Consider the following 13,320-nt stretch of genomic DNA (forward strand, 5'->3'; position numbering starts at 1 on the left):
CTAACCAGTAGCGGGCCCGGATGTTTGCAAAACCAAGCCCGACAAGGAATTATAGATGGGTTTAACACGAAAGATACGCGCGTGGGGCCGTAAATGGATGTGCGCAGCTCGCCCTTGCGGCATTCTTTTCCGCTTGTTGCGGGCTGAATAACGGGCCTCCGCTTTGCTGAGAACTTCTGCCAGCCAGTGGGCCGGACCAAAACCAACAGCGCCCAGCCGAGCGGAATAATCCGCCTGACTGGGCGCTGCCACTAGCCTATACCTGCTTAATTCCAGGCAATTGGCTCTTTGTTCAGGAAGGCCGCAATGCCCCGTTGGCAATCCTCCGTGCTGCGGGCCTCGGCGTTGAGCCGGGCGGCGTAGCGCAGGCTTTCTTCCAGCGGAAGCTCCGGCATGCGGGCCAGCATTTCCTTGGTGACTTCCATGCTCTGCCCCGAGTTTTCGATGCACAGCCGCCGCGCGAACTGGTACACGTGCTCGGCCAGCTCGTCGGCAAATACTACTTCGTTGATGAGCCCGTAGGCGGCAGCTTTATCGGCCGAAAACACGTCGCCGGTGAGCAGCAGCTGCTTGGTGCGGGCCTCCCCGATTTTGCGCAGCAGAAATACGCTCACGATGGCGGGCAGGAAGCCGATTTTGACTTCGGTGTAACCAAAGCGCGCCTCGGGCACGGCAAAGGCGAAGTCGCAGACGGTGGCCAGCCCGCAGCCGCCGGCCAGGGCGTGGCCCTGCACCTGCGCAATGACGATTTTCTTGAGGGTGTAAATCTGGTGAAACAGCTGCATCAGGTGCGTGGAGTCGGCCAGGTTATCGTTGTAACCAAAGCCTTGCAGCTCCTGAATGTAGGCCAGATCGGCGCCGGCGCAGAAGGCCGGGCCTTCGGCACGCAGTACGACCACTTTGCACAGCGGGTCGTTTTCGGCGTACTCGAAAGCTTGCTTGAGTTCGGATACCAGCTCCGAACTCAGGGCGTTGCGTTTTTCAGGACGATTGAGCGTGATGCAGCCAATGGCGTCATTGGCTTCGTAGCGAATGTACTGTAACGCTTCTAGCTCCTGGGTAGCCATGTCTTCCATGAGTCGTTGCGTGGTGGTGTGGTGGAGGGCTGCGGCGGCGCGTTGTTCTCCCGGCCGGAGAAATGGAGTCGGAACGACCCGGTGCGCGGCAGCTGCCCGAATAGGGCGCAATCAAACCTAACAAAAATGATGCGACAACAAAACCATAGGGTCGCGGAAGAGCCAGGTTTGCAGAATGTACGAAGCCGGCGCGACTTTGGACGCCTCGCCGCACTAGCTTACTCGTTAAAAGCCAGTTGCAAGTTGCCTGCGCGGGCTCTAATCTGCTCGACCCAGGCGCCTTGCATGGTCACGTCGTGCACGCGCAGGCCGGCGGCCTGCAGCTCGGGCGTGAGTTGCTCCACGTACCAGCGGCGGCACGACGAGTCAAACACGACCACGGCCCGGGGCCCAAACGTAGCGCGCAGCTGCTCGGGCCACACGCGGGCATTGCGGCGCAGCACCACCACGTCGACGGGCACGGGCTGCTGCCCTTCCCACAGCCGCTGGCTCACCCAGGCTACGCGGCGCCCGTGCCAGCTCAGCAGTACCGGGCCACGATTAGGCAACGCTTCGACGGCTGCTGCGCGGGCGTCCCAGCCGGCTACGTAGCGCACCTGCCGGTTGCCGCGCCCAATCAGGCCGGGCAGCACGCGGTACGTGCGCTCGGTATTGTTGAGCGGCAAAGAATCGGGCGTCATCACCAGGGCCGAGGCGCCGTCGTGCAGCCCCACCGCCGAGCGGCGCGGAATGCTGTAGATAATCAGGCGCTGATCGGTGGCTACTTGCCGGGCCTCGGCCACGCGGCTAACGGCAAACCCGGCCACCACGGCTACGGCGGCCCCCAGCCAGGCCAGGCGCCGCCACGCCAGAAACGCCAGCAGCACGGCAATCAGCAGGTAGAGCAGCCAGGTTTGGCCAGGTGTGAGGTGAATTTCCTGCACCAAAGCGCCGGGCAAGGACTTGCCGACGAGGATGATGTACTCGTTGAAGCACCAGATCAGGCCCTGAAACACCATACCGATGCCTTTGGGAATCCACAACAGCCACTGCCAGCCCGAATGATCCGTGAGCCACTCCACGGGCAGTGCTACCGCTTGCAGCAGCAGCCCTACGTACAAAGCCACCGACGAAATGGGCACGGCTATCAGATTGGAAAGCAGGAAATTCAGCGGGAACTGGTGGAAGTAGAATAAGCCCAGCGGAAACGTGGCCACCTGCGCGGCCAAGGACAGCGCCACGGCCTGCCAAACAGCGTCGAGCGACCAGCCGACGGCAAACAGGAGCTTCTGCTGCCGCTTCGACTGCCACGGCCGCTTCTTCTTGGCCATCCACTCCTGCGCGTCGATTTTTCCGCCGATCAACGGTTGCAGATACACAATGCTGAGCACCGCCAGGAAGGAGAGCTGAAAGCCCACGTCGACGAGCAGGTACGGGTCGTAGAGCAGCAGGCAGAAAGCGGCCACCGAGAGCGTGTTGTACATGTTGCTCTGCCGCCCCACGGCCCGGGCCACCGCCACGAAGCTGAACATCACCGCCGCCCGCAGCACCGAGGCCGACAAGCCGGTGAGGAAAGCGTAGGCCCAGATAACCAGCAGCCCCACGGCCGCCGACCAATACCGAAAGCCGCGGGTATGGCCGAAGAACCGCTGCAGCACCAGTTGCAGCACAGCAAACAGCAAGCCCACCTGCAAACCCGACACGGCCATGATGTGCGTGGTGCCGGTGCTGGCGTAAGCCAGCTTGGTGTCCTCGTCCACGTCGTCTTTCAGCCCGAGCACCAAGGCATCGGCAATGGCGTACTCGCGCTTGGCCGTGACGTAGCGCCGAAACACGCCATCGAGCACCCGCGCGGCCCGCATGCTCCAGGCCCGCACCGGATTGGGCGGAATGGTATCGAGTACCCGGTACTGATCCGGGTGAATGAATTGCTGGTGATAAATCTGGTGGTAGCTCAGGTAGCGGCGGTAGTCGAACTCACCGGGGTTCAGCGGGGCTTTGGCCGGGGCCGGGGCGCCGCGCACCAGCCAGATTTCGCCGTAATGAGGCGCAGCCACGGCGGCTTCGTACCGGGGGATGGACACCCGAATGCCGCCCCGTGCCGGGCGCCACTGCCCGCGCACCCGCACTGCCGACACACGTAGCGTGGTGGCGTACGTGTTGGGGCGCGCTACGGGGTAATCGTCCACCACGGCGCGGTAGAACTCGATGCCGGGCTGTTGGTACAAGTGGTCGGGCCGTCGGCTTTCGGTGGCATGCTGAGCCGTGGTCAGCCCGGCCAGGACTACCACCAAGAGCCCGAATACCCCGACGGCGTCCGTTAGGCCGGGTGAGTGTAGGCGCTGAGTCAATAAGTGCGCCGCCAGGTACAGCAGCACTGCCCCGGCCAGCCACGGCAGCAGTTCCGGCAGTCCGGCACCGGCGTAAAACCAAATAACAATGCCCGCAATCAGGGCTAGAATAAGGCGCACCGCCGGGTGCGTTGCCCACGGAATAGCAGTGGTCCGGATAGCCATTAGTAGATCGACCTGAAAAAGGAATTCCTAACTCGTAACCGCTGCCGAAGCAGGAGCTGACGAGTTAGGAATTTTTACCTGCCCAGGCAAGGCCCGTGCTCAAACGGTCTATTATCGTCGGCTAAGTTGGTGTAGCATCTGCCGATCCTGCAGCGACTGTATCGAATAATAATGACCGGGAGCCATGGTTTTGCCGGGCCGGTCATACACGAGTACATAATCAGCCCTACTTTCTTCTACCAATACCGCTAGCCGCTGATTCTGTACCTGAAGTTCAAATGGGCAAAAACGGCCACCCAACTTTTGCTGAAGAAGCTTACCCGTCGTTGCTCGCGCCAATATTTGCCGAAATACGGCTACCTGCGCCTGCGTCAGAGTGTCGCGTGGAGCCTCAGCAGCCAAGCGCCGCCAAGTACTTAAGGCGCTCATGGTTGTCCCCCCAAAGGACGACGCCTGCAAGCGGTACACCGCTTGCGCGGGCGGCTTGGTTTGCGCCGTTGCAATTTGCTGAGTCAGCCCCAGTACCAGCAGCAATAGCGTCCACAGTGACTTCTTCCTTGGTTGCATAGTGCACCTAACGCTGCCAGCGCATCTTATAGTGGTCGATGCCTGCTTCGGTAAACTGCTCCCCCACCGTCTCGAAGCCGTGCCGCAGGTAAAAACGCACGGCGGGCAGCTGCGCGTGCAGGTACACTTCGGCGGTGGGATGGGCCGCGGCTACGTCCTGCAGCACAGCTTGCAGCAAGGCTGCTCCCGCTTGCTGGTTGCGGTAGGCTTCGAGCACGGCGAAGCGCTCCAGCTTCACTCCGTTGTCGGTGACGCGCCAGCGGGCGGCGCCGCAGGGCGTGCCTTCGTTGGTGCGGGCGAGGTAGTGCGCGGCATCGGTCTGGTCGTGCTGGTCGTGCTCCTTTTCGGGCGGCACGTTCTGGCCCTGCACGAATACTTCGTGGCGGATGGCAAAGGCTTCCGCCAACTCTTGCGGATCGGTAATGCGGTGCGCGGTAATCATGGGCTTCTTATTCAGCGGCCACTGCGCAAGGCAGCGCAGCAAAAACGGCTTAAAAGTAGTGGTGCCACAGCTTTGAGCCGTGGCACCACATCATTCGGACAACAATCGTCTACAACAGAAGGTCAGCGGAGCTAAAATCCGGGTAATCCAGGCGTATCCGTGCTTTAGCTCTGCTCGTGGTTGACGGGCAGCTCCGAAGCTGGCAGGTCGTCGCCTTGATCGGCGGGGCGCTGGCCGGGCTGGTAGTAGCGGGCCGGGCGCACGGGCCGTTCGCGCTGGGCGCGCTCCTGGTCGGCGTCGTGCTTGTCGTAGGCCAGCACGATTTCCTTCACCAGGCGGTGGCGCACTACGTCCTCGGCCGACATTTCCACGAAGCCAATGCCGGACACCCCTTGCAGGATGTCCAGGGCCTGAAACAAGCCCGACTTGATCTTGGTGGGCAAGTCTACCTGGCTCCGGTCACCGTTGACCATCACCTTCGCGTTCGGGCCCATGCGGGTCAGGAACATCTTCAACTGCGAGGGCGTGGTGTTCTGAGCCTCGTCGAGCAGCACAAAGGCGTGGTTCAGAGTACGGCCGCGCATGTATGCCAGCGGGGCTATTTCGATGGTTTTGTTCTCCAGGTAGAACTTAAACTTCTCGGGCGGCAGCATGTCCTCCAAGGCGTCGTAGATCGGGCGCAGGTAAGGGTCCACCTTCTCCTTCATGTCGCCGGGCAAGAAGCCGAGGCTTTCGCCGGCTTCCACCACGGGGCGGGAGATGATGATTTTCTTGACCTCCTTGTTTTTAAGGGCACGCACGGCCAGAGCCACCGAAATGTAGGTCTTGCCGGTACCAGCCGGCCCGAGAGCAAACACCAGGTCGTTCTTGTTGACGGCATCCACCAGGCGCTGCTGGTTGGCCGTTTTGGCCTTGATGACACCGCCCTTGGCGCCAAACAAAATCACGTCGGGCGACGAGGCCAGCCGCGCATCCTGCATTTCCTCATCGGAAGCGCCCACGTACTGCGACACGGTTTTATCCGTCACCTGTCCGTACTCGTGGTAGTGCTCGATCAGCGACGAGAGAATGTCGTTGATGCGCTGGATGACGGCCGTCTGGCCCTGAATCTTGATTTCGTTGCCGCGCGAGATGATTTTGCTGCCGGGGAAGGCAGCTGCCAGCTGGCGGATATTCTGGTTGTCGGGCCCGAGGAAGTCGACGAGCGACACGTTCTCGAGCGTTATGACTTTTTCGACCAAACTAATTGAGAGAGTAAACGCCTAAGGCGCAGTGGTGGGAAGAAAAGAGGCCCCCACGCTGAGCGGTCAGTCCGGGCCGAATGCCTACTTTTGCCGCCTCCCTCGTGGGATAAACAATAGTACGCATTCTTCTCAGAAACGGCCAATGGGCCTGATAACGTTCCTTTCGGACTTTGGCTACCGCGACCATTACGTGGCCGCGGTGAAAGCGCGCCTGCTGCGCGTGGCCCCGGCGGTGCCCGTCATGGACATCACCCACGCCATCGAACCCTTCAACGTGGCGCAGGCCGTGCACGTGCTGGGGTCCGTATTCGCCGATTTCCCCGAAGGCACGGTGCACCTCATCGGGGTGGATGACCACGGCGTGGGCCGCCGCGGCTGGCACGCGGCCTCCTGGCGCGGCCACCATTTCGTGGCCGCTGACAACGGCATCCTCACCCTGCTCACCGATGCGCGCCCCGACGATTTGGTGGTGCTGCCCACGCCCGCCGAGTGGCCCGCCTCCCCCACCCGCGACGTGCTGGCCCCGGCCGCCGCGCACCTGGCCAAGGGCGGCAAGCTCACCGACCTCGGCCCGCTGAGCACGGAGCTGTATCAGCTGCTCAACCGCCAGCTGCGCCTGCAGGACCACCGCATCACCGGCCACGTGGTGCACGTGGACCACTACGGCAACCTGATTACGAATATCACCCGCGCCGCCATCGAGGCGGTGGGCCACGGCCGCCCGTGCACCATTCACTTCGGCCGCGAAGCTGTGCGCGGCGTGGCCAAGCACTACCAAACGGCCGACCCCGGCGACGCGGTGTGCGTGTTCAACAGCCAGGATCAGCTGTGCATCGGCGTGAACCAGGGCCACGCCTCCGAACTGCTCGGCATGCACTTCGACTCGCAAGTGGACGTGCGCTTCCCCGCGGAGTAAGCGCGGCGGCCTGGCTAGGCCCGGAAAGGCTTTTTCAGCTTCCAAAGCGTCACTCCAAGCTGGTTGAGAGTGAGGCGCAACGTCAGCACGCGAGATGTCTCGACTGCGCTCGGCAGGACGGCCTTATTTCCTGCGGGGCAACGAAGCCAGAGCGAAGCTTCGCCAAGCTCAGCCGGGCGGGCTAAGAAGCGCCGGCAAGCGCTATGCGGCTGCGTAGTCGGCGCCAATGGCTTAGTTTCGCCCGTTGGCCGCCGCGGCCAGGCCATTTTTCGTCCGTATGACCTTCCCCCTACGTTTTGCCGGCCTGAGTGCCTGGGCCCTGGCCGTGGTCAGCTGCTCGTCGCCTTCGGAGTCGGTGCCGACCGAAGCGCCGGCAGCCAGCTCTCCGCAGGTAGCACTGATGAGCCCGCGCCGCTCCGAAGGCTACCCCGATACGGTTCGGGCGGGCCAGCCGTACGTGCGCAAGGTGTTTTTCAACTACGGCTACTTCCGGGCCGTGGCCGCTGGTAGCAGCTACCCGTACTCCGTTAAAGCCACGTCTTACTTCCGCGACAACCCCAAGCTGCAGGCCCCTACCCGGCTCGTCGGCGACACGTGCTACGTGGACCTGAGCCCGCTGGTGCAGGGCCTGAGGTGGCAGCACCAGCCCTCCTTTACCTGGCTGTGCACCTTCGAAGTAGACTACAAGCCCGAGCCGCAAGGCGCCGATACAGTGTTTGCCGTCAGCGACCAAGTTTTTGTAAAGTAGCCGCACAAGCCCTTTCTTGGGCCTCGCTAGCCCTTGGAGGCCTACTTGAAGCAGCCAGAAATTCTTCACTCAACTTTTCGACTACCAGAGCGACTAAAGTTCCCAAAAAATATTTTCGGGAACTTTAGTCGCTCTTTTTTAGAAAAAACATTTCGCCGCAGAAAAAAATAAAAAGTGTGGCGGTGAAAAGTATATTCTATTCCTACCTCATCTGAGGCCTGGAGCGTGTTAGGGATTTTCGTTTTAGGTCATGCTGAGCGCAGTCGAAGCATGACGTTCCAGAAACAGTTTTAGCAAAATCCAAACACGCTCCTAAGGTTCGAGCTAAGCGCGGATACTTTTTGCACGCGAGGAACCGCTTCGTTAGGCGTCACGTCGAATGCAGCAAATGCAGGAAGGCTTATTCACTTCCTACTGCTTTGTTTCAGCGCATTCACCGAAGCGGTAAGACGCTATGGCCTCCTGCAGTTCAACAAGCCGCCCCAGATGACGCAGGACAAGCCAATAATTTTCTAAGTAAGGTTGGGCGGGCCGCTTGGCATGCTACTCCCTTCGCCCCGACGTGCCAACTTGCGGCCGCTTACCTTCTCCTCCCCTCTCCCATGATTATTCGTATTGTGCGCATGACGTTCCGGCCCGATGCGGTGGCGGAGTTTCTGCGGGTGTTCCGCGCTTCCGAAGACCGCATCCGCGCGCAACCCGGCTGCCGCCACATGGAGCTGTGGCAGGACGACGATCAGCCGCACATCTTCTGCACCCATAGCCACTGGGACGCAGCAGCCGACCTCGACCGGTATCGGCGTTCGGCGTTGTTCGGGGAAGTGTGGCCCGCCACCAAAAAGCTGTTTGCCGCCCCGCCGCTGGCTTTTTCCGTCAACGCTGTTACGGCCACTACCGCCCAGCTGCCTCCGCCCGACTCCGTGCTGTAGCCGCCCCGGCGGCGTTCTTTTTGCAGCCCGGCGGGAGTTTTTTGCGTTCAGGCTGTTTCACCTTTCGCGGCCATAGCGGCTGCGCTTCCCCTATGCACCCCGATTACTTTGCTTTCTACGACTTGCCGGAAGGCTTTTTGCCCGACGAGAAGGCTCTCAAGACGAAATACTACGCCCTGAGCCGGCAGTACCACCCGGATTTTCACGCCACGGCTGCCCCCGAGGAGCAGCAACGCGTGCTGGAGCTGTCGACCACCAATACCAACGCCTACCGCACCCTCTCCAACTTCGACCTGCGCCTGCAGTACATCTTGCAGCGCCACGGCCTGCTGGAAGAAGGCAAACAGGAGCTGCCCGCGGATTTTTTGATGGAGGTAATGGAACTCAACGAGCAGCTGATGGAGCTGGAGTTTGAGCCCGATCCGGCCGTAGCAGCGCAGGTCACGGTCGAAGTCGAGCGGCTTGAAAATGAGCTGGAAACCGATATCCGCCCCGTCCTCGAAAGCTACCCCAAACTGCCCGCCGAGCAGCGCCCCGCGGCCCTGCAGCAGGCGCGCACCTATTACTTGAAGCGGCGCTACCTCTTGCGCATCCGCGAAAGTCTGGCTAAGTTTGCCACCCGTTCGTGAATTACCGACACGCACGGTTGACTTGCCCAGATGGCGGAATCGGTAGACGCGTTGGTCTCAAACACCAATACCGCAAGGTGTGCCGGTTCGACCCCGGCTCTGGGTACGACCTCGCACGACGCGAGGTAAAGAATAAGCCCCTAAAAAGCCGTGAATCAACTAGATACACGGCTTTTTAGGGGCTTTCTCGTTTTAGATTCCAGATGTTTTCCGGCGACTCTAGGCGTAGGTTCTGTCCCCATTCCTGCCCCCACACTTGCCCCCATCTGTATCATGAACATTTGCTTTGAAAGACGCGCTGAGCGGCCGGATTCGGCCGGGCGCTGTGTCATCCGCCTAGTAGCTACGTTTGAAAACCAGCGGCTGCGACTAGCAACCAAAGAGAAATGCCTGGCCTCGGAATGGAACGAGCGAACCGGCTGGTTCCGCAAGTCCTTTACCGACATTGACAACGCCACCACCCGGTTGAAGGATCTACGGGACCGGGTGGAAACAGCGTATAGCGACCTGCGCACGAAGCACGGCGCCGTGACGGTGGCCCAGCTAAAAGCGGCGCTGTCGGTGGAAGCGGGCGCGCCTGCGCCGGGCCTGGTAGAGTTGCTGGACGAGCACCGGGCCGGGCTGCCGGGGCGCGGGTTTCGGGCCAACACGGTGAAGGGCTACAAGACCACGCGCAACGCGGTAGCGGAGTGGGTGGCTACCCTACCGAGCGGCATGACGGTACCTGAGTATAACGCGGCGGCGCACGATGCGCTGATCGGGTGGCTGCGCGAGGAAAAGGGCCACGGCCAGAATACTATTGCCGGTATGGTCAAGCACCTGAAACCGTTCCTGACGTGGGCGCGGGAAACCCGGGCGCAGGAGTTGGCGGTGGACCCGTCGAAGCTGGTCGTGGAATGGGAGGACGTGGAAAAGTGTTGGCTCACGGCCGACGAGCTGGCGGCGGTGGCCAAGGCCATGCTGCCGAGCAACCTGGCGCTGGTGCGGGATGCTTTCGTATTCTGCTGCTACACGGGGCTGCGCTATTCCGATTTGTCGGACCTACACCCGGGCAACCTCGCGGACTGGAAAGGCGGCAAGGTGCTGCGGCTGACGCAGACCAAGACCCGAACGGGCGTGAGCATCTACCTGACCAAACCGGCACTGGCGCTGCTCAACAACTACGACGGAACGCGGGCGCGGCTGATGCCAGTCATGGCCAACGCGGTGATGAACCGGTACCTGAAACGCATTGCCCGGCTGGCGGGGCTGGAGCAGCCGGTGGAGCTTGTGGAAATCGTAGACGGACGCGTGTTTAAGCGCGCCGTGCCGAAATGGGAGCTGGTGACCATGCACACGGCGCGGCACACTTTCGCAACGCAAAGCCTGATGCGCGGAATGCCGGTGGAGGTACTGCAAAAGGTGCTAGGTCATGCCAACATAAAGACCACGCTTATCTACGCCAAAATCGTAGAGGATTTTCAGCACTTCACCATGCAGCGCATCTGGGAAGGTCAGGGTGCAACGATGGAAAGCGCGGGGGCTCTGGAGAGCCAGATTTGCGCCGTAGAGCCTTCGGCGGCCTGAACCTACCCTTCGGCTTCTACCGTGCGGCCCGCCAGATTGGCGGGCCGTTTTTGTAGGTGGCGCGTGAGGTTGGGCAACAGGTCGGGGCAGATGACTACCTCCAGCGGGCAGCTTGGGCGTGAGCGGTCAATATTCAGAAAGGTGTAACCAGCCTTGGTGGCATGGACGCGGGCCACGATGGCGCGCACGTGGACGTACTCGCCGGGCCTTTTGGCTGCTTCTGCAGCTGTTATTGTTGTGTGTGGCGGCGTAGCTAATCAGTCTAACGAAACTGCCGCGAAACATTGAAAGAGCATAGTACCAATATAAAGAGCCTAGCATAAGCTCACCATTATTACATTATACCGTCATTAAATACATAATTGTGTAATTATCTACATATTTGTGAGCATGAAGGCTCTCATCATTACTGCGCTGTGGATTATAAGCGCGCACATGGCGCTTGGTCAAGTACGAGCATCGACGTTGCGTAGGTACTTACCTGGCCCGCAAAAAGCGGTTGCGGCAGCCCGTCGGGGTACGGGTCCAGAATATGGGGCGGTACGCCGGGTGCTGGATGCGGATACCTACGAGGTGCTACTACCGGCTGGGCTGGTGCGGCTAAGACTACTGGGCGCGGACGCGCCGGAGCTGGGCCAGCCCTTCGGCCGACAGGCGGCCGACTCGATGGCGCGGCTGCTGCGGGGGCGGCGGCTGCAAGTAGATCGGGACGCGGCTGACCGGTATGGGCGTAGCCTGGCGGGTCTGCGGGTAGCGGTAACGAATCGGATGGGCCGGCAATGGCTGCGGGTGGATAGCCTGGCAGTGGCGCGGGGCTGGGCCTGGGCTTACGAGCCAGGCCAGACGGCGCCGCGCTGGGCTACGCTTCAGCAGTTGGCCCAAGCCAGGCACCGGGGCCTGTGGAAATGCGGCACCGCCGCGCCGGTTCGGCCGACGGTGTGGCGGGCTTACAACAAGCAAGAAAAATTAGCCGGCTGGAGACGCTGCTCCTGGTAGGTGATGCGCGCAAACAAGCAGCAATAATCATTTTCTCACTTCAACATTTTTTAACGATGGCACGCATTTACAGCCCGTTGGGCAACATCAAAGGCAGCATCGGCAACATCACCTTCTCGGGTGGGGCCGGCAACAACCAGCTGCGCCAGAAAATTGCCAGCAATGGCAGCAATACCCCCGCGCAGCAGAACACGCGCAGCCGCTTCAAGCTGCTGGCCGACCTGTTCCGCAAGTTCGCCGGCGCGGCCCAGTTGGGTCTGAAGCCGCAGGGCGGCAAGTCGGCCTACAACCGCTTCGTGCAGCAAAACTTCGTCAACACGCAGTCGGACGCGCAGAACGTAGCCTCGGTGGATTACCTGAAGCTGGTGCTGTCAGGTGGCTCGGTGGAGCCGCTGTCGGGCATATCGGCCGTACTGGACGCGGTGGCCGGCAAGGTGACGGTGAGCTTCGCCGATAACACGAATGGTAATACGGCTCTGGAAACGGACCGGGTGAAGATCGTGCTGGTGAACAAGCAGACCGGCCGCGTGGTGTCGCAGGCCGATGAGGACGTGAGTCGTACCGATGGCTCGGTGGAGCTGGACGACAACGCGCTGACGGGCACACAGGCCGCCGACCTGGTGGCCTACGCTTTCGCCTACCGCGCCGATGGCTCCGACGCCTCGGCTACCTCGGCAGCTCAGGTGGCCTAACGCAGGCAGGGAAAGCCGCTCCGGTCTGCTCAGGACCGGGGCGGCTTTTTTGTATTCGGGCCGGACGGTGGGGGTACTGGGTACCTAGGAGCAGCCTGGTAGAAAGCTAGGAGGAAGCTAGGAGAAGCCTGGGCCTACTTACCGGCCTATTGGATTGGATTTTTCATTTCAACTGTTCGCGACATGGCGAAGAAAACAGAGTATCAGAAACAGGCCGATCAGCGCACCAAGAACGCGCTGCGGCTGCGGGCCCGCTTTGATTGGCGCATCCGCAAATATGCCCAGCAGTTGGTGGCCGCCGTGGCCGGGGCCGTTGATGCCCGCAACCGGCTGGACCGCATTAACCAGCTGTATGGGGTAGACCTCAGCACGGAAACCTTGCTGGCGCACAGCGTGCGGGTGGCTGACTTCGCCGGGCAGCTCACGACCCTGCTGGGTGAAAGCGCGCCGGGTGAGGAAGTGCAGCTGTTCAATCCGACTCCCGATGGGAACGGCGGGGCTGCGTTGGCACTTGAAGCCGTGTTTGGGGAGGTGCCGGCTTCGCCTGGCGTACCGGTGGACTCGCCCAACGGGCCTAGCTCGGGCATACCGATTGCACCGGCTCTCACGCTGACCAGCTTCACGCATTCGTACTCGGCACCCTACGACAATATCACTTTGCAGCTGGCCTCGCCGGTGGCCTCGGATACGACTTATGACCTGACATTTGATGCACCCGGCTCCTACCATTATTCCAACCTGGCGCTGAACAACGCTATTTCCCTGTCGTTGTCGCCGACCACGCCGGGGCAGGTGGTAACGATGACGGCCGCATCTGCCTCGGGGGCCCAACTCGTCCATACATTCACCGTGGGACAAGGCATTGAAATGTATAGCAGATTCACAGACAATGTAGCTGCTGGCGCTCCGCGTACGTAAGCGGCTGTATGCAAGCATACTCGATGGATTTGCGTCAGCGCGTGGCGCAGGCGCTGGCCGAGCCGGGCGCCCGGCAGGCCCAAGTGGCCGCGCGCTTTTGCG

The 13,320-nt window shown here is 61.4% G+C and carries 13 protein-coding genes and 1 tRNA gene; 9 read left to right on the forward strand and 5 right to left on the reverse strand.

Features of this window, described 5'->3' with window-relative positions:
* Positions 1 to 266: 266 nt before the first annotated feature.
* The 4 genes from B0919_RS19350 to B0919_RS19365 form a co-directional block, all read right to left on the reverse strand.
* Positions 267 to 1,076, reverse strand: a complete 810-nt coding sequence (locus tag B0919_RS19350; protein ID WP_078013935.1) for an enoyl-CoA hydratase/isomerase family protein — start codon at positions 1,074 to 1,076, stop codon at positions 267 to 269.
* A 218-nt stretch (positions 1,077 to 1,294) separates the two neighbouring features.
* Positions 1,295 to 3,571: a ComEC/Rec2 family competence protein gene (locus B0919_RS19355; RefSeq protein ID WP_078013936.1), complete on the reverse strand. Its 2,277-nt coding sequence runs from the start codon at positions 3,569 to 3,571 to the stop codon at positions 1,295 to 1,297.
* Between the two features lie 574 nt (positions 3,572 to 4,145).
* Positions 4,146 to 4,622 carry a GNAT family N-acetyltransferase gene (locus B0919_RS19360; protein WP_317043901.1) on the reverse strand — a complete coding sequence of 159 codons (477 nt, stop codon included), beginning with the start codon at positions 4,620 to 4,622 and terminating at the stop codon, positions 4,146 to 4,148.
* Between the two features lie 122 nt (positions 4,623 to 4,744).
* On the reverse strand, positions 4,745 to 5,821 hold the full coding sequence (locus tag B0919_RS19365) for a PhoH family protein (protein WP_078013937.1): 1,077 nt from the start codon (positions 5,819 to 5,821) through the stop codon (positions 4,745 to 4,747).
* Positions 5,822 to 5,966: 145 nt separating this feature from the next.
* On the opposite strand from B0919_RS19365, the gene B0919_RS19370 reads away from it, so the two are divergent.
* The 6 genes from B0919_RS19370 (at position 5,967) to B0919_RS19395 (ending at position 10,612) form a co-directional block, all read left to right on the forward strand.
* Entirely contained in the window at positions 5,967 to 6,740 is a 774-nt protein-coding gene (locus B0919_RS19370; RefSeq protein WP_078013938.1) for an S-adenosyl-l-methionine hydroxide adenosyltransferase family protein, read from the forward strand.
* Between the two features lie 277 nt (positions 6,741 to 7,017).
* Positions 7,018 to 7,488 (forward strand): hypothetical protein, encoded by a 471-nt coding sequence (locus tag B0919_RS19375; RefSeq protein ID WP_078013939.1) that lies wholly within the window; start codon positions 7,018 to 7,020, stop codon positions 7,486 to 7,488.
* Between the two features lie 602 nt (positions 7,489 to 8,090).
* Positions 8,091 to 8,417 (forward strand): putative quinol monooxygenase, encoded by a 327-nt coding sequence (locus B0919_RS19380; RefSeq protein ID WP_078013940.1) that lies wholly within the window; start codon positions 8,091 to 8,093, stop codon positions 8,415 to 8,417.
* 92 nt (positions 8,418 to 8,509) lie between these two features.
* Positions 8,510 to 9,046 carry a Fe-S protein assembly co-chaperone HscB gene (hscB, locus tag B0919_RS19385; protein ID WP_078013941.1) on the forward strand — a complete coding sequence of 179 codons (537 nt, stop codon included), beginning with the start codon at positions 8,510 to 8,512 and terminating at the stop codon, positions 9,044 to 9,046.
* A 24-nt stretch (positions 9,047 to 9,070) separates the two neighbouring features.
* A tRNA-Leu gene (locus B0919_RS19390) sits at positions 9,071 to 9,152 on the forward strand.
* Positions 9,153 to 9,319: 167 nt separating this feature from the next.
* A complete protein-coding gene (locus B0919_RS19395; protein ID WP_078013942.1) occupies positions 9,320 to 10,612 on the forward strand; it encodes a site-specific integrase in 1,293 nt (430 codons plus the stop codon).
* 2 nt (positions 10,613 to 10,614) lie between these two features.
* Here B0919_RS19395 and B0919_RS19400 read toward each other — a convergent pair whose 3' ends face one another.
* Positions 10,615 to 10,800 carry a hypothetical protein gene (locus B0919_RS19400; protein WP_078013943.1) on the reverse strand — a complete coding sequence of 62 codons (186 nt, stop codon included), beginning with the start codon at positions 10,798 to 10,800 and terminating at the stop codon, positions 10,615 to 10,617.
* A gap of 361 nt (positions 10,801 to 11,161) precedes the next feature.
* On the opposite strand from B0919_RS19400, the gene B0919_RS19405 reads away from it, so the two are divergent.
* The 3 genes from B0919_RS19405 to B0919_RS25405 all read left to right on the forward strand — a co-directional run bounded on the left by B0919_RS19405 (position 11,162) and on the right by B0919_RS25405 (position 13,218).
* Positions 11,162 to 11,608: a thermonuclease family protein gene (locus B0919_RS19405; RefSeq protein ID WP_254846621.1), complete on the forward strand. Its 447-nt coding sequence runs from the start codon at positions 11,162 to 11,164 to the stop codon at positions 11,606 to 11,608.
* 56 nt (positions 11,609 to 11,664) lie between these two features.
* On the forward strand, positions 11,665 to 12,300 hold the full coding sequence (locus B0919_RS19410) for a DUF6266 family protein (protein WP_078013944.1): 636 nt from the start codon (positions 11,665 to 11,667) through the stop codon (positions 12,298 to 12,300).
* 183 nt (positions 12,301 to 12,483) lie between these two features.
* Entirely contained in the window at positions 12,484 to 13,218 is a 735-nt protein-coding gene (locus B0919_RS25405; RefSeq protein WP_176133140.1) for a hypothetical protein, read from the forward strand.
* The last annotated feature ends 102 nt before the right edge of the window (positions 13,219 to 13,320 follow it).

Source organism: Hymenobacter sp. CRA2, from assembly GCF_002007105.1.
Taxonomy (GTDB): Bacteria; Bacteroidota; Bacteroidia; order Cytophagales; family Hymenobacteraceae; genus Solirubrum.

Bases quoted from the DNA above. Each gene is read 5' to 3' on its own strand.
- B0919_RS19410 (WP_078013944.1), top strand. From the start codon at position 11,665: ATGGCACGCATTTACAGCCCGTTGGGCAACATCAAAGGCAGCATCGGC.
- B0919_RS19395 (WP_078013942.1), top strand. From the start codon at position 9,320: ATGAACATTTGCTTTGAAAGACGCGCTGAGCGGCCGGATTCGGCCGGG.
- B0919_RS25405 (WP_176133140.1), top strand. From the start codon at position 12,484: ATGGCGAAGAAAACAGAGTATCAGAAACAGGCCGATCAGCGCACCAAG.
- B0919_RS19375 (WP_078013939.1), top strand. From the start codon at position 7,018: ATGACCTTCCCCCTACGTTTTGCCGGCCTGAGTGCCTGGGCCCTGGCC.
- B0919_RS19370 (WP_078013938.1), top strand. From the start codon at position 5,967: ATGGGCCTGATAACGTTCCTTTCGGACTTTGGCTACCGCGACCATTAC.
- B0919_RS19350 (WP_078013935.1), bottom strand. From the start codon at position 1,076: ATGGAAGACATGGCTACCCAGGAGCTAGAAGCGTTACAGTACATTCGC.
- B0919_RS19355 (WP_078013936.1), bottom strand. From the start codon at position 3,571: ATGGCTATCCGGACCACTGCTATTCCGTGGGCAACGCACCCGGCGGTG.
- B0919_RS19380 (WP_078013940.1), top strand. From the start codon at position 8,091: ATGATTATTCGTATTGTGCGCATGACGTTCCGGCCCGATGCGGTGGCG.
- hscB (WP_078013941.1), top strand. From the start codon at position 8,510: ATGCACCCCGATTACTTTGCTTTCTACGACTTGCCGGAAGGCTTTTTG.